This window comes from Methylobacterium sp. J-026 (assembly GCF_022829585.1).
Lineage (GTDB): Bacteria > Pseudomonadota > Alphaproteobacteria > Rhizobiales > Beijerinckiaceae > Methylobacterium.
In genome coordinates this window covers 32,990-51,384 of record NZ_JAKSYC010000110.1, presented here as the reverse complement: position 1 = coordinate 51,384, position 18,395 = coordinate 32,990, and the positions used below count along the sequence as shown (strand labels likewise).

Genomic DNA, 18,395 nt, shown 5'->3' with positions numbered 1-18,395 from the left:
GTAGCGATGGTGAGGAGGATCCCGCGCCTGGTCGGTGTCCCGGCACCTCCGGACACATCTTGAAAGGGCCGGGTTCTGTGACGCGTCCCGCCGGCCTGCCCCGGGATGGGCGGCGCCGTCACAGCAAGCCGAGGCCGACCAGCTCCCGCCGCAGGGCTTCGGGCATCTCGGCGAGGTCGCCCGCCGCCGCCGCGCCGAGGTCGGCCGGCGCATCGTGGGCCGTGAGGTAGCGCCAGCCCTGGAACGGGCGGCAGGGCCGGGGGGCCACCGGGACGAGGCTTGGATCGAAGACCAGGCGGCAGCGCGGGATGCCGTCCTCGCCCGTCACCGGCTCGATCGCGGTGATCGCCTGCCGGCAGGAGAGGGTCCCGCGGATCACCCAGTAGATCGAGCCCTGGCCGCTGATCTCGCGGTGCCGCTTGGGCAGGGTCCGGGTGACGTGGGACGGCGCGGCCGCCCGCCCCTCCCGGAGCGCCTCGGCCAGGACCCGCGCCTGCCGCGCTTCGAGATCGGCGATCGAGGCGGGGCCGACGCAGAGCTTGATCAGGTGCAGGGCCACGGGCGCGCGGTCTCGGTTGTCTCGGCGGGGGCCCCTGATAGAGCATGATCGGGCGAAGGGGGACCGGGTCTTCCGGACCACCTGCGCGCCGGCGGATGCCCCATCCGGGGCGCCGCCGGCCCGTTCACGATGCGGCGCGCCGGTCAGGCGAACAGGGCGAGCCGCTGCTCCGGCGACAGGGCGTCGATCTCGGCCAGGCTCAGCGCCGCCTCCCCCTGCCCTGCCTCCGTCCGCATCCCGCCCGGCGCGGGGGCGGCCGCGACGATCCCGGCCCAGTCGAGTTCGTGCGCGTCCCGGGCCGGCTCGCTGTCCGCGTCGGCCCCGATCTGGGCGCCGTCCGAGACCGGCAGGAACACGAGATCCTCGTGCAGCGCCGGGCTCCCCGGCCGGGCCACGAGGGCGGCCGCCGTCACCGCCGGGACCTCCATGCTGATGTAGCGGTCGATGTCGCTCTGGCAGAGATCGCCCGCCTCGGCCTCCCCGGCGCCGGCCCGCGCGCCTGTCCCGGCGCCGGGCGGGGACGGCACCCGCGCGGCCCTGTCGCCCCAGATCGCGATCATCGCCGACAGGCGGTCTTCGAGGTAGCGCAGGGTGTAGACGATCCGGGCGGTGCGCTGCGCCGTGAGGTCCTGGAACGAGCAGGCCGTGTAGATCGCGGTCGCGTGCAGATCGAGGGCGTCGCAGGCCGCCGCATCGGCGCCCCGCTCGCGCAGCGTCCAGGCGGATTCCTGGATCGCCTCGGCCGAGCCGAGGATGTCCGACGTCGCCCGCTCGGTCTCGCGCACGATCCCGTCGAGGGCCAGCGACGCCTGCGTCAGACGGGTCTGCTGGTGGTCCGCGGCGCTGATCGCCGCGATCTCGCTCTTGGTCCGGCTGATCGCTTCGGCCATCTCGACGAGGTTGCCGCGCATCTGTCCGAACGCCTCGTGGCCGCGGTCGGCGACGACGTTCCGCTCCAGACGGGCGATCGCCCCGAGCAGCGTCTCGGTCTCGGCCCCCCGGTTGCGGCGGGCATGCTCGGCCAGGAACCAGCGCCCGCGCTCGGAGGCGGCGATCGTCGCCGCGATGGCGTCGTACTCGGCCGGCGCGTTCGGGCTCGGGGTGGCGGGACTGGACATGAGCTTCCCTGAACGCCCGCGGCGAGCGCGACACCGCGGCAATTTGACAGGATCCGTTTAACGGGCACTTACGGGGCGGCCCGCCGCCGGGCCTCCCCGAAAGCCCCCGAGCCCGTCTTGCCCCGCCCGTCCGGCCCGGCGCGCCTGTCGCTGCTCTACGCCGTGGTCTTCACCGAGATCGGCATCGCCATGCCGTTCATGCCGGTCTGGCTCGACGCCCTCGGGCTCGATGCCGGGGTGATCGGCGTGCTGCTGGCGCTGCCGATCGCCACCCGGATCGCCGCGACCGCGCCGCTGATGAGCCTGCTCGACCGCGGGCTCGGGCCCCGCCGGATGATCCTGCTCGGCAGCCTCGCGCTCAGCCTGACCTACGCGCTGATGCCGACCGCCGCGGCGATCGCCTGGCCCTGGCTCGCCGCGCTGATCGTGCTCAACGCGGTCGCCGGCGCACCGCTCGTGCCCTGCATCGACTACCTGACGCTCGCGGCCGTGCGCCGGGACGCCCGCCTCGCCTATTCCCGGATCCGGATGGCGGGCTCCGTCGCCTTCCTGCTGGCGAACCTCGCCGGCGGGCTCCTGCTCTCGGCGCTGGGCGGCCGGCTGGCGGTGCCGCTGCTGCTCACCGGCCTCGCCCTCGGGGCAGCCCTGGTGGCGTGGCGCAGCCGCGCGGTGGCGGCCCTGCCGCAGCCCGCCGCCGGCGCCGGACGGCCGCGCCTGCCGCCGATCCTGTGGCTCTGCATCGGCGCCGCCGCGGCGATCCAGGCGAGCCACGGCGCGATCTACGGGTTCGGCAGCATCTACTGGATTGATCGCGGCATCCCGGCGGCCTGGGTCGGATCGCTCTGGGCGACCGGGGTGCTGGCCGAGATCGCGCTGTTCGCCGCCCTGCCCGCCCTGCCGGCGGCGTGGCGCAGCCCGGTGCGGCTCCTGGCCCTCGGCGGGGGTGCCGCCATCCTGCGGGCGATCGGGATGTTCCTGCTCGGCGACCGCCTGGCCGCCCTGGTGCCGCTGCAGGCCCTCCACGGCCTGACCTTCGGGGCGACGCAGCTCGGCGCCATGGCGGCGGTCTCGGCCTACGCCCCGGAGGGCGCCCGCGGACGCGCGCAGGGCACGCTCAGCGCGGTCAATGCCGGCATCTCCGTGGTCGCCACCCTGGTGAGCGGCCTCGCCTACCGGGCCGGCGGCCCCCTCGCCTTCCTGCTGATGGCGCCGCTGGCCGCCGCGGGCCTCGGGCTCGCCCTCGCCGCCCGCCCTGCGGCAGGGGTGAGGGCGGACACGGATCGTCAACCGTAATGTCGACATAACCGCCCGGCAGGGTGGTGCCTCGATCGAGGAGTGAAGTCTTGCTGAGCGAGGGCATTGTTCCCGCCGCCTTGGCGGGCGCATCGGTGCGGGACCGGACGTCGGACGGCCGGCTGGCGCTCGACGGCCGCTGGACCGCCGACCAGGCGCCCGCCGTCGAGGCCGCGGCCGCGCGCATCGCGGCGGCCGGCCGGGCCGGGCCTGTGGCCCTCGACCTGGCGGGGATCGAGCGCCTCGACACCCTGGGCGCCTGGGTCCTGGAGCGCACCCGCGCCGAGATCGAGCGGGCCGGGGGCGGCCTTACCTATCTCGGCGTGCGGTCCGAGCACCGCACCCTGCTGGGCGAGGTCCGCCTGCGCGAGCCCGAGGCGCCGCCGCCGCGGCGCCACGGCCGGATCGTGGGATGGCTCGATGCCACCGGGCGCCGGACCGTGCGCGGGGGGCAGGAATTCGTCACCGCCCTCGCCTTCCTGGGCGAGCTGATCGCCGCCTGCGGCCGCGTCGCCCTGCGGCCCGGCACCTTCCGGGGCACGGCCCTGGTCAACCAGATCGAGCAGGTGGCCCTCAACGGCACGCCGATCATCGTGCTGATCTCGTTCCTGGTGGGCGGCATCGTCGCCCAGCAGGGCATCTTCCAGCTCCAGCGCTTCGGCGCCCAGACCTTCGTGGTCAACCTGATCGGCCTGCTGATCCTGCGCGAACTCGGCGTGCTCCTGACCTCGATCATGGTGGCCGGCCGCTCGGGCTCGGCGATCACCGCCGAGATCGGCTCCATGCGCATGCGCGAGGAGGTCGATGCGCTCCGGGTCATGGGCCTCGACCCGGTCGAGATCCTGATCGTGCCCCGGGTGCTGGCCCTGATGATCGGCCTGCCGATGCTGACGCTGATCGGCGACATCGCGGCGCTCGCCGGCGGCGGCCTCACCGCGATGCTCTACGGCGGGCTGACCCTCGACCAGTTCCTGGCCCGGCTCCAGGCGGCGGTGGGCATCCACCACGTCATGGTCGGCCTGATCAAGGCGCCGTTCATGGCGCTGACCATCGGCATCATCGCGACCATCGAGGGCTTCGCCGTGGAGGGCTCGGCGGAATCGCTGGGACGCCACGTCACCGCCTCCGTCGTGAAGGCCATCTTCATGGTCATCGTCCTCGATGGCCTGTTCGCGGTGTTCTTCGCCGCGATCGACTTCTGAGGCCGCCCCGATGGATGCCTCGATGACCGCCCCCGCCCCGATCATCCGCGTGCGCGACCTCGTGGTCGGCTTCCGCGACCGCGACATCCTGAAAGGCCTGAACCTCGACATCCGGGCCGGGGAGATCCTGGGCTTCGTCGGGCCCTCGGGGCAGGGCAAGTCGGTGCTGACCCGGACGATCCTGGGCCTCAACCCGAAGCGGGCCGGCACGATCGAGGTGTTCGGCCGCGACGTGGACGACCTGACCTACGCCGAGCGGCGGCGGATGGAGCAGCGCTGGGGCGTTCTGTTCCAGCAGGGTGCCCTGTTCTCGTCGCTCACCGTCAAGCAGAACATCCAGGTGCCGATGCGCGAGCACCTGAACCTGTCCGAGCGCCTGCTCGACGAGTTCGCCCGCCTCAAGATCGAGATGGTCGGCCTGAAGCCCGACGCCGCCGACAAGCTGCCCTCGGAACTGTCGGGCGGCATGATCAAGCGCGCGGCTCTGGCCCGCTCCCTGGCGCTCGACCCCGAGATCCTGTTCCTGGACGAGCCGACCTCGGGCCTCGATCCGATCGGCGCGGGCGAGTTCGACGACCTCGTCTCGACCCTGAAGGAGACGCTGGGGCTCACCGTCTTCATGGTCACCCACGACCTCGACAGCCTCTACACCGCCTGCGACCGCATCGCGGCGCTCGGCGACGGCCAGATCATCGCGGCCGGCACCATCGACGAGATGCTGGCGAGCGACCATCCCTGGCTGCGCGCCTATTTCCACGGCAAGCGCGCCCGGGCCATCGCCACGGGCGGTGCGGCGGCCCATGCCTGACCGCTTCCCCATCCCGATCCCGCCCCGCTCCTGTCCGGGAGTTGAGGCCCGACGCCCGGACGGGTCCCGTCCGCCAGGCAGAAGAACAGGCTGAGCGCATGGAAACCCGCGCGAACTACGCCCTCATCGGGGCCTTCACCATCGCCGTCATCCTGGCGGGCTTCGGCACCGTGCTGTGGCTCTCCGGCGGCTCGTCGCGGCAGGTCAGCCAGACGGTGCGGATCGTCTTCTCCGGCTCGGTCGGGGGACTGTCGCGCGGGTCCAGCGTGAACTTCAACGGCATCAAGGTCGGCGAGGTCACCGATATCCGCCTCGCCCCGCAGGATCCGCGCCGGGTGCTCGCCCAGATCAAGGTCGAGCCCGCGACGCCGCTGCGGGCCGACACCCGCGCCCGCCTCGATTCCGCGATGCTCACCGGGGTCTCGGTGATCTCGCTGTCGGGCGGCAACGCCGATGCGCCGGCGCTGACCCCGATGGCCAACGGCGAGCCGCCGACGATCTTCGCCGATTCCTCCGACATGCAGGACATGATGGCGCTCGCCCGCCAGGTGGCGCAGCGGGCCGACGACATGCTGGCCCGCCTCGACCGGCTGGTCTCGGCCAACGAGGGCGCGATCAACCGCTCGCTCACCAACGTCGAGACCTTCTCCAAGACGCTGGCCGATGCCGGGCCGAACATCTCGGCCCTGGTCAAGGCGGTGGACGGCGCCAAGCTCGGCCACGTGATCGACAACGCCGACCGCTTCTCGGAGGCCCTGTCCAAGGCCAGCCCCGACATCGAGGGGAGCCTGCACGACGCCCGGTCGCTCGCCGCCAAGCTCAACGCCTCGGCCGACAAGATCGACGCGGTGCTCAACGGCGCCCAGGGCTTCCTCGGCTCGGCCTCGGGCCAGGAGGGCTCCAGCACCTTCTCGGAGATCCGCGCCGCCGCGGTCTCGGTGCGCGACGCCGGCAAGGCCTTCCGGGTGATGTCGGAGAACCTCGACAAGCGCACCGCCAGCATCGCGACCAATTTCGGCCGGCTCAGCGGCACCGGCCGCCGGGAGGTGGAGGCCCTGTCCGGGGACGGCCAACGGACCCTGAGCACCCTCAACCGCACGGTCCGCAGCCTGGAGCGCGACCCGAGCCAGGTGATCTTCGGCGGCAAGCCGTCGTTGCCGGAATACAACGGCGGTCGGTGAAATCACCGGTCGCCGGGCCGATGTGTCCCGTCGCACGGCACGGATGCCGCGGCGGCGTAGTTTTAACCGCATAGCTTATACAGCTCCGCCGTTCGCCGGTGGGGCTTTTCAGGTTGCGTGTATGGTCCGCTCGTCCCACATCGCCGCCGCTACGTTGCTCGCTGCCCTGCTGGGCGGCTGCGGCGGCGGCGCCGCGCCCCTCACCTTCGACCTAGCCGCCCTGCCCGCGGCCGGCCGGCCGGTCGCGGCCGTCCGCTCGATCGCGGTCTCGGAGCCGGTGGGCATCCAGCCCTTCGAGGCCGACCGGATCATCGTGCGCGAACCCGGCGGCGCCCTCTCCTTCCTGGGCGGCGGCCAATGGGCCGACCGCCTGCCGCGCCTGATCCAGACGCGGATCATCCAGAGCCTGGAGAATTCCGGTCGGCTGCGCTCGGTGAGCCGGCCCGGCGACAAGGTCGTGGCCGATTACCAGCTGATCAGCGAGATCCGCGCCTTCGACGTCCAGGCCGGGACCGGCGAGGCGGTGGTCGACCTGTCGCTGAAGCTCGTGGCCGACGGCACCGGCAAGGTGACCGCCGCCCGGATCTTCACGGCCCGGGTCCCCGTGGCCAAGATCGATGCCGGTACCAGCGCCCACGCCCTCGATCAGGCGCTGATCACCGTGCTCGCCGACGTGGTGCGGTGGGTGAATACGGGGCGGTGAGGCCGCATCGTCCGCAAACGCTCTGGCATCGTCAGACGGTGCGCCTCTGGAAGGATGGCGTCCCATCCACGCCCTCATCCTGAGATGCCCGCGCCAGCGGGCCTCGAAGGAGGTCCTTCAGGGATCGCGCGGCCGGCTGGAGGGCTCCTTCGATGTCTTCGTTGCGCTCCGGCGCGTCAGGATGAGGTGGAGGATTGGACGGGCGGGGCCTTTTCGGACACGCCCTATGATCTGCGGCTGAGCGGCCTCGCCGACGCCGGACCTGTCTCGGCGAAAGCGCGCTCTACCGCAGCGCCTTGGCCAGCACGACGTTGAACGGCCGGAAGCCGCGCCCCTGGAAGAAGCGGAGGGCCTCTTCGTTCCGCGTCCACGCGTCGAGGACGAGGCGATCCACCTGCAGAGCCGTGGCCGCGGCTTCCACCGCGCGCAGGAGCGCGGTCGCCACGCCGGCACGGCGGGCGGGTTCCCGGACCGCGATGTCCTGGATGTAGATGCGCCGGCGCGCCTGCGTGAGCACCGTGGGCGGACGTTCCTGCAACTCGTACCAGAGATAGCCGACCGGCTCGGCGGACTGCTCGGCGATCAGAAGGTCGTTCTCGGGCTTGTCGAGGAGGCTCGCGAAGAAGGCCCGCAACTCGGCCGCATCGACCTCGGCTTTGAATTCGTCCGGCTCCAGCCGCACGTGCAGCGCCTGCACGATAGCGTTCAGCGTGACCAGGACGTGCAAATCTGCCGGCGTGGCGGGACGTACGAAGACCGCCTGCTTACCAGCCATGCCGATCTAATTACGCGGCTCAAGTTCGAACGCGGGCAGAGTCTCGTCGGCTCGATACACACCGACCACGACGACCCGCTCCGGACGGTCGCGGGTGACCGCCAGGACGGCTCTCATGTCACCGGCGCGAACGAGGAAAGCCTCCTCGCCGCTGAGCATACCCAGGCGAACGACATCGTCCGAATGCGTCAGTGTTTCGCGATCCTGCGCGACACGCTCGACTCGTTGAAGAAGCCGATCCACATCGACGGTTTTGAGGCCCTGCGCGCGCATGTGATCGACGGCGTGCTGGGTGAAGACTGCGTTCATGTCTGGCGATCCCCCGGCTCGGATCCGAACATGCGCTTGATATCGTCGAGCGTGCGCAGCTTCCCGTCTCGGATATCGCGTTTTGCCGCTTCGATCATCGGCCCCACCAGTTCCTGCAACGCAATGCCCAGGACATCTGTCTCGCTCAACGCGCGACGCACCCGATTTTCAGAGCGGGCGGCGCCCCACTCGTATAACCCCATGCCCAGGAGGACGATCAGGAGCAGCTAGAACGAGCGGCTGTGTGGCGTTGCACTCCAGTCGAGAGTCTGTACTCCGTCGCGTGTCGTCGTGATCTCAAAGATGTAAGCGCCCGACAGCACGGTGCCAACCAGACCAAGCAGGCCGAGGCCGAGTGCTTTCATGAGCGGATGGTCGAAGAGCAACCGCCTGATGCGCTCCACCGAGCCGCCTCTGATTCTGATAGATCCCGTTCGGCGTTAGAGATTGTTTCAGGCAGCGCGTCCGCGCAAGACGACCGCTTGGTTCCTCACTCCATCACGGCGGCCTTCAGGATCACCACCATGGTGGCCCGCGCCGGTCCGTCGGTGCAGCGCACGAGGTGGGGCCGGTCGCAGCGGTAGCGCAGGGTCTCGCCGGCCCGGGCCCGCTGCACGATGCCGCCGATCTCCACCTCGAACGCCCCCTCGGCGACCGACAGCGATTCCACCGAGCCGCGCTGGTGCGGGTCCGAATCGAGAACCCCGCCGGGATCGGCCGTGACCTCGTACCATTGCAGCCACTCGATCGTCTTCAGCCAGCCGATGATGGCGAGCCGCACCTTGCCGTCCTCGGAAACCAGGATCGGCGTGTCCGCCCGGGAGGTCTTCTCGATGAACGGCTCCTCGTCGCCCGCCGCCAGGACGCGCTCGATCGAGACGTCGAGGGCCTGGGAGAGCCGCCAGATCGTCGCCAGGGTCGGGTTGGTCTCGTTGCGCTCGATCTGGCTGATGATCGACTTGGCCACGCCCGATTGCTCGGCGAGTTCCGAGAGCGACAGGTTGTAGGCCTTGCGCAGGCGCTGGATCGTCTTGCCAAGCTGGCCGGAGAGCACCTGCGCCCCGGTCAGCAGGTCGCGCCCGCGTCCCCGGTCGGGCCGTTCCGCCTGATCCTGCATGATCTCCGGTCCGCCTGCGCCGTTCCGTTATCCGAACGATCGTGCGCTTCTTCAAACGCAATCGCCGCCCGGGCGCAAGGCGGAGGGGGCTCGGCGCACTGGAAAGCGCCGCCGCCCGCCCGGTCTACGGCCAGAGGGCGTGGAAGTGGTGGACCGGCCCGTGGCCCGCCCCGACGCCCAGGCGGTCCGCGGCGGCGAGCGCGGCCGTGAGGTAATCCTTGGCGCCGGCCACCGCCTCCGGCAGGGTCAGCCCCCGGGCGAGGCCCGCCGCCACCGCGGCCGAGAGGGTGCAGCCGGTACCGTGGGTGTTGGCGGTGGCGATCCGCGGCGCCGCCAGGGTCCGCAGGGTCCCGTCCGCCGTCACGAGGTGGTCGATGCTCTCCCGCCCCGTTCCGTGGCCGCCCTTGATCAGCACCGCCCGGGCGCCGAGCGCCACGAGCCGCCGGGCCTGCGCCACCGCCGCGGCGTCATCCTCGGCGACCGACTCGCCGAGCAGCACCGCGGCCTCCGGCAGGTTGGGGGTGATCAGGTCGGCCCGTGCCATCAGCCGGTCCCGGAGCGCCGCCACGGCGTCGTCGGCGATCAGCCGGTCGCCGCTGGTGGCGACCATCACGGGGTCGAGGACGACGGGAATCGCCCCGGCATGGCGCGCGAGACCCTCGGCCACCGCCTCGATCACCGCGGGCCGGGACAGCATGCCGATCTTCACGGCGCGCACCGCGAGGTCGGAGAACACGCTGTCGATCTGCCGGGCCACGAACGCCGCCGGCACGTCGTGGATGCCCTGGACGCCGACGGTGTTCTGCGCGGTCAGCGCCGTGATCACGCTGGCGCCGTAGACGCCGAGCGCCGAGAAGGTCTTGAGGTCGGCCTGGATGCCGGCGCCGCCGCCGGAATCCGAGCCCGCGATGGTCACGGCGATCGGCACCGGGCCGCGGCTCATCGGGCCGCTCATCGCGTCCGCTCCGCCAGGGCGGCGTCGATCCGGGCGCGCAGGTCCCGGGCGCGCGGGCGCACCGGGTCCGCCCCGAACAGGGCGGTGATCACCGCGACGCCGTCCGCCCCGGCGGCGATCACGGCGGCGGCGTTCTCCGGGCCGATCCCCGCGATGGCGCCGAGGGGCAGGCCCGCGCCCCGGGCGAGGCGCGCCCGGAAGGCGATGCTGGAAAAGCCGTCGAGGCCCACCGGCGGGTCGGGGTTGTCCTTGCTGGTGGTGGCGAACACGCCGCCGATGCAGGCGTAGTCCACGGGCAGCCGGTACAGCTCGTCGGCCTGGGCCGCCGTCTTCACCGTGAGGCCGATGATCGCGTCCGGCCCCAGGAGGCGGCGGGCGTCGGCCGGATGGAGGTCGCCCTGGCCGAGATGCACGCCCTCCGCCCCCGCGGCGAGGGCGAGGTCGACCCGGTCGTTGACCAGCACCGGCACCCGTCCGCCCACCGCCTCCCGGATCGCCCGGATCCGCGCCAGGGCGGCGCGGGCGTCCGGGATGTCCTTCTCGCGGTACTGGAGCAGGGTGCAGCCCCCCGCCACCGCCTCGGCCCCGAGCCGCCCCAGCCGGTCGCCGTCGCCGCCGCAGATTCCGACATCGAGGAGACCGTAGAGCCGCAGGTCGACCGCGCGGCCCCCGGTCGATGCGGCGTTCGCGCGCTCTGGCATCGCTGTCGCTCGGCCCCCGCCCCGACCGGCGCCGCGCCGGCCCGTCCCGGGCGGCCCTGTTTGGGCAGCCCCCGCCGGCTTGGCAAGCGTGTCCCATGCGCCGGTGCCGCGCGGTCAACGGCGGCGTTGACGCGCGGCGATCCTGCCCCCCTATAGAGCGCGCGCCGCCGGAGCGGATGCCGGTCGGCGGACGCGCGCGCGGTGGATCAAGATCTTAGGGCGGATCGGCGGGGAGAGGCGGTCGAGGGACGATGAAGGGTGCCGCGGCGCAGACGGGTGCGCGCGGGGCGCAGGCCCCGCCGGAGCGCTCCTCCGTAGGCCTCGTCGCGGTGATCGTCGCCGCGACCGGGGGGGAGCCGCGCGCCCTCACGATCCGGGTGCCCGACCAGGCGCCGGGCCGCGGCGACGGCCTGCCGGCCGGTCCGCTGGTTCCCGAGCACGCCACCCTGGAGCGGGGCCTGCGCGCCTGGGTGGAGCGGCAGACGCACCAGCGCCTCGGCTACGTGGAGCAGCTCTACACCTTCGGCGACCGCGACCGTTCCGGGGCCTCGGACATGGCGGAGGTGCACTCCCTCTCGGTGGCCTATCTCGCCCTGGTCCGCGAGGAGCGCCCGGCCGGCCTCGCCGAGGCGGCCTGGCAGAACTGGTACCGCTACCTGCCCTACGAGGATTTCCGCAACGGTCGTCCGCCCCAGCTCGACGCCATCGCGGAACGGCTCTCCGCCTGGGCAGGGGAGCCCGAGGACCGCGCCACCCGGACCCGCCGCCTCGACCGCCTGGGCCTGACCTTCGGCATGAACGGCGGCACCTGGAACGAGGAGCGCGTGCTGGAGCGCTACGAATTGCTGTTCGAGGCCGGGCTGATCCCGGAGGCCGGCGGCAATGCCGGCCCGGCGCTCCCGAACGACCCGGCCGGCGTGCCCATGGCCTTCGACCACCGGCGGGTTCTGGCCACGGCGATCGGTCGGCTGCGGGGCAAGATCAAGTACCGCCCGGTGGTGTTCGAGCTGATGCCGCCGGAATTCACCCTGCTCCAGCTCCAGAAGACCGTCGAGGCCCTGTCGGGGACGCAGCTGCACAAGCAGAATTTTCGCCGGCTCGTGGCGCAGCAGGGGCTGGTTGAGGAGACCGAGAGCGTCACCAGCGGCGCCGCCGGCCGGCCGGCGCGGCTGGTGCGGTTCCGCCGGGAGGTGCTTCTGGAGCGGCCCGCGCCGGGGCTGCGGCTGCCGTTGCGGCGGGTGGGGTAATGGGGCTCGGCTGCTGCGGGCTGGGAGCACCCGGTCGATGATCGCCTAGGCGACGGCTTTCGCCACCATCTCCGGATGCTGCCCGATCACCCGCACGTAGGCGATGGCGAAATCCGGGGCGGCGGTCCGCGCCTGCTCCCAGTCGCGCAGCGTGCCGATCGGAACCCGGAAGCGGCTGGCGAACTCGGATTGCGACAGGCCGAGCCCGGTGCGCGTCCTGCGGATCAGGCGGGCACGCTGACCGCGGTCCAGCGCCTCGGCCGTCGTATCGAAATCCTCGGCGTCCGCCGGATCAGCCGGCAGCGCGATAGGCTCGCTCTTCACCCGTGTTGCTCCTTCTCACCGGGATGAAACGCGCCCGGTCCGCCCGCCAGACGAAAACGCCGGTGAACAGCGTCCCCTCCACCAGCCCGACCACCTTGAACCGTTCCTCTCCGTCGATCTCCCGAATGGAGGGGATGAGCAGATGATCACCGTCCTCGAAGATCCGGTCGCCGAATGCCAGGGACAGCTTGTACTTCGCGCGGTTGATCGCATCCTTGGTGGGAGCGAACCGGTCGGCCGTCATCGAGCGAGACGATACGGAATTTCCGTATGATCATCAACGGTCGCTCTCAACGCCCCTGCAATGGCCTCGGCCTGTCGCCGTGGCTTTCGGCAGGCCGAGGCCATCAAGCAGGCACAGGATTGGCCCCCCGCCCGGCACCGCAGGAGAAACCGCATGACGACCAAAACCGAAAAGCAAAAAATGCTGTCCGGCGAGCCCTACCGGCCCGGCGACCCGGAACTCGCCGCCGACGCGCGGCGCACCCGCGCCTGGATGGTCCGCTACAACGCCACCCTGGACGCCTCCCCCGACGAGCGGCGCGTCCTCCTGCGCGAACTCCTCGCCCATGTCGGCGCGGACGCGGTAATCCGGCCGCCGTTCTTCTGCGATTACGGCCAGCACATCGCGATCGGCGACGGGGTGTTCCTCAACTTCAACTGCGTGATCCTCGACGTTGCCCCCGTGTCGATCGGCGACCTCACCCAGGTCGGCCCCGGGGTGCAGTTCCTGACCGCCGACCATCCGCGCGATCCGGCGCTGCGCCGGGCGGGCGTCGAATCCGGCCGGCCCATCGTGGTCGGGGCGAATGTCTGGATCGGCGGCGGCGCGCTGATCCTGCCCGGCGTCACGGTGGGCGACGACGCCATCATCGGCGCGGGCGCCGTCGTCACCCGCGACGTGCCAGCGGGCGCGACCGTCGTCGGCAACCCGGCCCGGCCGCTGCCGCGGGGTTGACGGCGCCCCTACCCGTAGGTGTGGTCCTCGGCCGGGAACCGCCCGGCCCGGACCTCCTCGGCATAGGCCTTCACGGCCTCCTCGATATGGCCGCGCAGGCTGCCGAACTGGCGCACGAATTTCGGCGTGCGCTCGGACAGGCCGAGCATGTCCTCCAGCACCAGGATCTGCCCGTCGCAGACCGCCGAGGCGCCGATGCCGATCGTGGCCGCCGTGACCCGCGGCGATGTCGCGATGGCGCGCGCCACCGGCTCGACGATGCCCTCCAGCACGATCGCGAAGGCCCCGGCTTCGGAGATCGCCCTTGCGTCCTCCAGGAGGCGACGCTCGTCGTCGGGGGCGCGGCCCTGGACCTTGAAGCCGCCCATCGTGTTCACCGCCTGGGGGGTGAGCCCGATATGGCCCATCACCGGCACGCCGCGCTGGACCAGGAACGCCACGGTCTCGGCGAAATGCGCCCCGCCCTCCATCTTGATCGCCCCGGCGCCGGTCTCCTTCAGCACCCGGGCGGCGTTCAGGAAGGCCTGCTCCCGGCTCGCCTCGTAGGAGCCGAACGGCATGTCGACCACGACGAGCGCCTTCTCGGTGCCGCGGATCACCGCCTGGGCCTGGAGGATCATCATCTCCAGGGTCACGGGAATGGTCGATTCCATCCCGTGCATGACCATGCCGAGGGAATCGCCCACCAGGATGAAGTCGCAATAGGGGTCGACGATGCCGGCCGTGTGGGCGTGATAGGCGGTGAGCGCGATGATCTTGCGCCCCTCGGCCTTGCGCTTGCCGATATCGATCGCCCGGAGCCGGCGGGACTGCACGACCTGCGACATGGTTCAGATCCCTTTCGGTATCCGCGCGTCTCCCTCCCCCGCAGAGGGGGGAAGGAGACGCGCGTGTCAGGCCTCGTCGCGCTTCTTACACCGCCCTGCCCCCCGGGTCAGCGCCCCGCCTGCGGCTCGGTCCCCGCCTGCCAGGCCGGATCGACGCGCAAGGCCGCGGTCTCATGCTTGTCCTGCCAGCCCTCGACGCCTTCGGGGAACCAGCGGATGCCGGTATAGCCCTTGCGCACCAGCCGCTTGGCGGCGTTCCAGCTGCCCCAGCACTCCACATGGCAGAAGACCACGACGGGCTTGGCCCTGTCGTTGCCGGTCAGCGCGGCGACGCGCGCGTAGAACAGCGCCTCGCGCTCGGGCGCCAGGGGTTCGGCCCCGGCCTCGGGCAGCCAGACCGCGCCCGGGATCGAGGGGTGCACCGGCAGCCAGAGGCGGCCGGCGGGGAAGTTCGACGGCTTGCGGTCCGGCGCCGCCACGTCGATCAGCACCGGCTTGTCCGGCCCCGCCAGCAGGGCGGCGACGGCGCCGGCGTCGAGCACCGCCGCGCCCGTCAGGGTCGGCGGCGTATAGCCCTTCGGTGGACCGGCATAGAGCCCCTCCGGCTCCGGGACGTTGACGGGGGAATCGGCCGGCGCGGCGGCGAGGCCGCCGAGCGCCGCCAGGGCCGCTGCGATCCGGACGATCGGGCCTGCGGTCCGCATCGCTCAGTTCGTCGGGCTCGGCGGGGTGAAGCTGTGCTGCCAGTGCCCGCCCTGGTTGTCGGAGGCCGCCACCTGGATCGGCTTGCCGTCCGGCTTGAACGCGAAGTTGATCACCGGGTTCGAGGAGATCGAGATGTCGCCCGTCAGGGTGAAGACCGTCTGATCGCCGGCCGAGACGACGATCTTGTCGATGTAGCGGGCCGGCGTGAAGTCCCGGGTGACCTGGTTCATCTGCATGCCGGAGAAGTTCGGGTGGCGGACCATCAGCGTCGCCTCCACGGGCTGGCCGGGCTGGGCGTCGGCGAACTTCATGCGCATGTCGCCCATACCCTTCATGGCCTCCTCGTCGCTCATGCCCATCGGGGCCGAGCAGCCGCCGGACGCCTTCACGAACTGCTTGGCCTCGTAGAGCTTGCCGTCCTGCGTCTCCACCACGGCGTGCATGTCGGTGTAGTTGTTGACCCGCACGCGCAGCTTCAGCTCCGCCGGGTCGGCGGCCGGGCCGAACGCGAACCGGGCCGCGTAGGGCGCCGGGTTGTCGTCGATGATCAGCGACACCGCCTTGATCTGCCCGTCCTTGGGCATGGTCAGGGTGATCGGCACCAGGGCGGCGTCGAGGGCGCGCACGGGCGCATCGATCTTCACGAGGCTGTCGGTCGGCGTGATCGCGCGGTCGCCGAAGATCGACGTGGCGATCTCGTGCCAGCGGGCGGCCCGCTCCTGATCCGTGTCGGAGGCGCCCGCGGCCCGCGCGGCGCCGGCGAGCGGCCCGGTCACGGCGGTCGCCGCGAGGGCGAGCCCGAGGGCGAGAACGGTCCTGTTGATCCTGGAGGTCATGGCGTGTCTCCCGTCTGGTTACGATAGGGCGGTCCGGAAACTTAGTCCCACTCGAGTTCTTGGTAGGCCACGGTGACGTTGCGGCCGTTGTAGGTGTCGAACAGCGCCCACTTGTCCCGTTGACCCTTCGCGACGCTGTCGACCGCCTTCTCGATCGACACGTCCTTGGCGATCGCCGCGCGGGTGCCGTCGCGCAGCGCCGTCAGGTAGCCGGTGAGGTCGGCGAGCGCCGGGGCGAGATCCACCGTCACCGGCCCGTGGCCCGGCACCGCCCGGGCGGGGCCCATGGCCTTCAGGCGCTCGGCCTCCTTCAGCCAGCCCTTCAGGCTGCCGTCGAGGGAGGGGATGCGGTTCACGAACAGCAGGTCGGCGGGAAACAGCAGGCCGCTGCCCGAGTCGATCATCGACAGGTCCGAGGTGGTGTGGGCCGGGCCGTGCGCCGTGAAGGTCAGGCGGCGGTCGCCGAGGTCGATCTCGGCCGTGTCGGCTACGGTCATCGTCGGGTAGACCACCGGCCCGGTCCGGTCTTCGCCGAGGAGATCGCTCAGGCGCTTGCGGTAGAATTCCCCCCGGGCCGAGAGCGCCTCGGTGAGCTTGGCGTGGCCGATGAAGACCGGCTTGTCCTGCACGAACGCCCCCGCCCCGAAGACATGGTCCGGGTGGACATGGGTCAGCACCACGTGGGTGATCGGCTTGGGGGTGCGTTTGGCGATCTCGGCGCGCAGCCATTGGCCGTCGGCGAGGCTGCCGCCGGATTCGGTGACCAGCACGCCGTCCCGGCCGATGACGAAGCCAATATTGGCGATGGCGTCGGCATTCTCGGCGGTGGCGTCGGCGATCAGGCCCTTGCGCATGAAGATGCCCGGCCCGACCTCCGCCATCGTAAAAGATTCGGCGGCGCGGCCGAGGGTCGGCAGGCAGCAGAGGCACAGGCCGCCGAACAGCGCGCCGCGCCGCGATACGGTGCGGCGGCCCGCGACGACGGATTTCCACGGTTGGACGGCGGACGCCGTCATGCCGAATCCTCCTGATCTTGTTGTCTACCATTAAGTAGGTAGATCTTTGGGCGGTCAAGTGGCAGACAGGGGAACGGACGCCGGACGGTGACACGTTCGCGCGAGCCGGACGAGACGGTTCAGGCGATGCGAGACACCCGCACCGAGCTGCTGATGCAGGCCGAGACCCTGGTCCGGGGGCGCGGCTATGCCGGGTTCAGCTATGCCGACCTCGCGGAGGCGGTGGGCATCCGCAAGGCGAGCATCCACCACCACTTCCCCACCAAGGTCGATCTCGGGGCCGCCCTGGTGGCGGCCTACGCGGCCCGCTACGCCGCCGCCCTGGCGGTGATCCGCGCCGACGGTCCGGACGGGCCGGGCCGGGTGGAGGCCTACGGCAAACTCTATCTCGGCGGGGTCGAGCAGGGGCTCGGCTGCCTGTGCGCGGCGCTCGCCATCGAGGGCGAGGCCCTGCCCGAGCGCCTCCGCCGGGACATCGCGGCCTTTTTCGCGGATCACCTCGCCTGGCTGGAGGCGGTCCTGCGGGAGGGCCAAGCGGCGGGAAGCGTGCGCGCGGGCGCGGATCCGGCGGCGCTCGCCCGCTACGTCATCGCCACCCTGGAGGGGGCGCTGCTGATGGAGCGCCTGTTCGCGAGTCCCGACGCCTTCCGGGGGACGCTGGCGGTGCTGGTCGATGGGCTCAGGACGCCATGAAGCGCGCGTAGCCCGCCGCCCGCAGCTGGCAGGCCGGGCAGGTGCCGCAGCCGTAGCCCCAGGGATGCCGCTGTCCGCGCGCGCCGAGATAGCAGGTGTGGCTCTCCTCGACGATCAGGTCGACCAGCGCCGCCCCCCCCAGGGTCTCGGCAAGGCTCCAGGTCTGCGCCTTGTCGAGCCACATCAGCGGCGTGTGCAGCACGAAGCGGCGGTCCATGCCGAGGTTCAGCGCCACCTGCAGCGCCTTGATCGTGTCGTCGCGACAATCGGGATAGCCGGAATAGTCGGTCTCGCACATGCCGCCGACCACGTGGCGCAGGCCCCGCCGGTAGGCAAGCGCCGCCGCGAAGGTCAGGAACACGATGTTGCGCCCGGGCACGAAGGTGTTGGGCAGGCCCGACGCTTCGTAACCGATCGCCGCATCCCGGGTCAGCGCCGTCTCGGAGATTTTGCCCAGGGCGTCGAGGGCGATCGTGTGGTCGTCGCCGAGGCGTGAGGCCCAGGCCGTATCGATGCGACCCATCCCGTCCCGGAGCGTGGCCCGGCGGTCGAGCTCGACCCGGTGGCGCTGGCCGTAGTCGAAGCCCAGCGTCTCGACGTGGTCGAACCGGTCCAGCGCCCAGGCGAGGCAGGTCGCCGAATCCTGGCCGCCGGAGAACAGCACAAGCGCTGAGTGGTCACCCGGTCTCACGGTCTCAGTCGCCATCGTATTCCGCCCAGGACATCGGGGTCTCCGCGACCCGCACCCGGGCCAGGCCCGGCAGGTCCGGTCGCAGGCGATGCCAGATCCAGGCCGCGATGATCTCGGCGGTGGGATTCTCCAGGCCCTCGATCTCGTTGAGGCAATGGTGGTCGAGCCGGGCGAGCAGCGGGCCGAAGATCGACTCGATCTCGTAGAAGTCGATCACCCAGCCCGTGTGGGGATCGACCGGCCCGGCCACGGTCAGCTCGACCCGGTAGGAATGCCCGTGCATCCGGTGGCAGCGATGGGTCTCGGGCACGTTCGGCAGGCGGTGGGCCGCCTCGAAGGTGAAGGCTTGGGTGATCTTCATGGGCGGGGTTCGCGGG

25 protein-coding genes are annotated in these 18,395 nt (G+C 71.7%); 8 read left to right on the top strand and 17 right to left on the bottom strand.

Annotated features, from left to right (window positions below):
- Nucleotides 1–118: 118 nt before the first annotated feature.
- Together MKK69_RS10645 and MKK69_RS10640 are read right to left on the bottom strand one after the other, a co-directional pair.
- Nucleotides 119–559 carry a DUF1489 family protein gene (locus MKK69_RS10645; RefSeq protein ID WP_243967773.1) on the bottom strand — a complete coding sequence of 147 codons (441 nt, stop codon included), beginning with the start codon at nucleotides 557–559 and terminating at the stop codon, nucleotides 119–121.
- Between the two features lie 143 nt (nucleotides 560–702).
- Nucleotides 703–1,677, bottom strand: coding sequence for a hypothetical protein (locus MKK69_RS10640; protein ID WP_243967772.1), 975 nt, complete (start codon nucleotides 1,675–1,677; stop codon nucleotides 703–705).
- Nucleotides 1,678–1,794: 117 nt separating this feature from the next.
- Here MKK69_RS10640 and MKK69_RS10635 point away from each other — a divergent pair, with 117 nt between their 5' ends.
- From MKK69_RS10635 to MKK69_RS10615, 5 genes are all read left to right on the top strand, one after another.
- Nucleotides 1,795–2,970, top strand: coding sequence for an MFS transporter (locus MKK69_RS10635; RefSeq protein WP_243967771.1), 1,176 nt, complete (start codon nucleotides 1,795–1,797; stop codon nucleotides 2,968–2,970).
- 65 nt (nucleotides 2,971–3,035) lie between these two features.
- On the top strand, nucleotides 3,036–4,172 hold the full coding sequence (locus tag MKK69_RS10630; RefSeq protein ID WP_409564796.1) for an ABC transporter permease: 1,137 nt from the start codon (nucleotides 3,036–3,038) through the stop codon (nucleotides 4,170–4,172).
- Nucleotides 4,173–4,194: 22 nt separating this feature from the next.
- Nucleotides 4,195–4,980 (top strand): ABC transporter ATP-binding protein, encoded by a 786-nt coding sequence (locus MKK69_RS10625; protein WP_243967769.1) that lies wholly within the window; start codon nucleotides 4,195–4,197, stop codon nucleotides 4,978–4,980.
- 98 nt (nucleotides 4,981–5,078) lie between these two features.
- Entirely contained in the window at nucleotides 5,079–6,161 is a 1,083-nt protein-coding gene (locus MKK69_RS10620; protein WP_243967768.1) for an MlaD family protein, read from the top strand.
- A gap of 121 nt (nucleotides 6,162–6,282) precedes the next feature.
- Entirely contained in the window at nucleotides 6,283–6,864 is a 582-nt protein-coding gene (locus MKK69_RS10615) for an ABC-type transport auxiliary lipoprotein family protein (RefSeq protein ID WP_243967767.1), read from the top strand.
- 283 nt (nucleotides 6,865–7,147) lie between these two features.
- On the opposite strand, the gene MKK69_RS10610 is transcribed toward MKK69_RS10615, so the two are convergent.
- The 7 genes from MKK69_RS10610 to thiE form a co-directional block, all read right to left on the bottom strand.
- Nucleotides 7,148–7,639, bottom strand: coding sequence for a GNAT family N-acetyltransferase (locus MKK69_RS10610; RefSeq protein ID WP_243967766.1), 492 nt, complete (start codon nucleotides 7,637–7,639; stop codon nucleotides 7,148–7,150).
- A gap of 6 nt (nucleotides 7,640–7,645) precedes the next feature.
- Nucleotides 7,646–7,948: a hypothetical protein gene (locus tag MKK69_RS10605; RefSeq protein WP_243967765.1), complete on the bottom strand. Its 303-nt coding sequence runs from the start codon at nucleotides 7,946–7,948 to the stop codon at nucleotides 7,646–7,648.
- Nucleotides 7,945–8,097, bottom strand: coding sequence for a hypothetical protein (locus MKK69_RS10600; RefSeq protein ID WP_243967763.1), 153 nt, complete (start codon nucleotides 8,095–8,097; stop codon nucleotides 7,945–7,947). Before MKK69_RS10600 ends, MKK69_RS10605 begins: the two co-directional genes overlap by 4 nt.
- Before the next feature lie 78 nt (nucleotides 8,098–8,175).
- Complete coding sequence (locus MKK69_RS10595) at nucleotides 8,176–8,352, bottom strand: hypothetical protein (RefSeq protein ID WP_243967761.1); 177 nt, start codon at nucleotides 8,350–8,352, stop codon at nucleotides 8,176–8,178.
- Between the two features lie 86 nt (nucleotides 8,353–8,438).
- Entirely contained in the window at nucleotides 8,439–9,065 is a 627-nt protein-coding gene (locus MKK69_RS10590; protein WP_243967760.1) for a helix-turn-helix domain-containing protein, read from the bottom strand.
- 124 nt (nucleotides 9,066–9,189) lie between these two features.
- Complete coding sequence (gene thiD, locus MKK69_RS10585) at nucleotides 9,190–10,020, bottom strand: bifunctional hydroxymethylpyrimidine kinase/phosphomethylpyrimidine kinase (protein ID WP_243967759.1); 831 nt, start codon at nucleotides 10,018–10,020, stop codon at nucleotides 9,190–9,192.
- Nucleotides 10,017–10,721, bottom strand: coding sequence for a thiamine phosphate synthase (gene thiE / locus MKK69_RS10580; protein WP_243967758.1), 705 nt, complete (start codon nucleotides 10,719–10,721; stop codon nucleotides 10,017–10,019). Before thiE ends, thiD begins: the two co-directional genes overlap by 4 nt.
- A 251-nt stretch (nucleotides 10,722–10,972) precedes the next feature.
- Here thiE and MKK69_RS10575 point away from each other — a divergent pair, with 251 nt between their 5' ends.
- Complete coding sequence (locus MKK69_RS10575; RefSeq protein ID WP_243967757.1) at nucleotides 10,973–11,968, top strand: NUDIX hydrolase; 996 nt, start codon at nucleotides 10,973–10,975, stop codon at nucleotides 11,966–11,968.
- Nucleotides 11,969–12,013: 45 nt separating this feature from the next.
- On the opposite strand, the gene MKK69_RS10570 is transcribed toward MKK69_RS10575, so the two are convergent.
- Both MKK69_RS10570 and MKK69_RS10565 read right to left on the bottom strand, forming a co-directional pair.
- Complete coding sequence (locus MKK69_RS10570; protein ID WP_243967756.1) at nucleotides 12,014–12,292, bottom strand: helix-turn-helix domain-containing protein; 279 nt, start codon at nucleotides 12,290–12,292, stop codon at nucleotides 12,014–12,016.
- Entirely contained in the window at nucleotides 12,261–12,536 is a 276-nt protein-coding gene (locus MKK69_RS10565) for a BrnT family toxin (RefSeq protein WP_243967755.1), read from the bottom strand. Before MKK69_RS10565 ends, MKK69_RS10570 begins: the two co-directional genes overlap by 32 nt.
- Before the next feature lie 153 nt (nucleotides 12,537–12,689).
- On the opposite strand from MKK69_RS10565, the gene MKK69_RS10560 reads away from it, so the two are divergent.
- Nucleotides 12,690–13,250, top strand: coding sequence for a sugar O-acetyltransferase (locus MKK69_RS10560; protein ID WP_243967754.1), 561 nt, complete (start codon nucleotides 12,690–12,692; stop codon nucleotides 13,248–13,250).
- 8 nt (nucleotides 13,251–13,258) lie between these two features.
- Here the strand turns inward: MKK69_RS10560 and panB are convergent, their stop codons facing one another.
- The 4 genes from panB to MKK69_RS10540 form a co-directional block, all read right to left on the bottom strand.
- Nucleotides 13,259–14,077, bottom strand: a complete 819-nt coding sequence (gene panB, locus MKK69_RS10555; RefSeq protein WP_243967752.1) for a 3-methyl-2-oxobutanoate hydroxymethyltransferase — start codon at nucleotides 14,075–14,077, stop codon at nucleotides 13,259–13,261.
- 107 nt (nucleotides 14,078–14,184) lie between these two features.
- Nucleotides 14,185–14,781, bottom strand: a complete 597-nt coding sequence (locus MKK69_RS10550; RefSeq protein ID WP_243967751.1) for a rhodanese-like domain-containing protein — start codon at nucleotides 14,779–14,781, stop codon at nucleotides 14,185–14,187.
- Between the two features lie 3 nt (nucleotides 14,782–14,784).
- On the bottom strand, nucleotides 14,785–15,618 hold the full coding sequence (locus MKK69_RS10545; protein WP_243967750.1) for a quinoprotein dehydrogenase-associated SoxYZ-like carrier: 834 nt from the start codon (nucleotides 15,616–15,618) through the stop codon (nucleotides 14,785–14,787).
- Nucleotides 15,619–15,659: 41 nt separating this feature from the next.
- Nucleotides 15,660–16,634 (bottom strand): quinoprotein relay system zinc metallohydrolase 2, encoded by a 975-nt coding sequence (locus MKK69_RS10540; protein WP_243967749.1) that lies wholly within the window; start codon nucleotides 16,632–16,634, stop codon nucleotides 15,660–15,662.
- Between the two features lie 126 nt (nucleotides 16,635–16,760).
- Here MKK69_RS10540 and MKK69_RS10535 point away from each other — a divergent pair, with 126 nt between their 5' ends.
- Complete coding sequence (locus MKK69_RS10535) at nucleotides 16,761–17,327, top strand: TetR/AcrR family transcriptional regulator (RefSeq protein WP_243967782.1); 567 nt, start codon at nucleotides 16,761–16,763, stop codon at nucleotides 17,325–17,327.
- On the opposite strand, the gene queC is transcribed toward MKK69_RS10535, so the two are convergent.
- Nucleotides 17,314–18,033, bottom strand: a complete 720-nt coding sequence (queC, locus tag MKK69_RS10530; protein WP_243967748.1) for a 7-cyano-7-deazaguanine synthase QueC — start codon at nucleotides 18,031–18,033, stop codon at nucleotides 17,314–17,316. The two genes, MKK69_RS10535 and queC, sit on opposite strands and share 14 nt — an antisense overlap.
- Nucleotides 18,023–18,379, bottom strand: coding sequence for a 6-carboxytetrahydropterin synthase QueD (gene queD / locus MKK69_RS10525; protein ID WP_243967747.1), 357 nt, complete (start codon nucleotides 18,377–18,379; stop codon nucleotides 18,023–18,025). Before queD ends, queC begins: the two co-directional genes overlap by 11 nt.
- Between the last annotated feature and the right edge of the window lie 16 nt (nucleotides 18,380–18,395).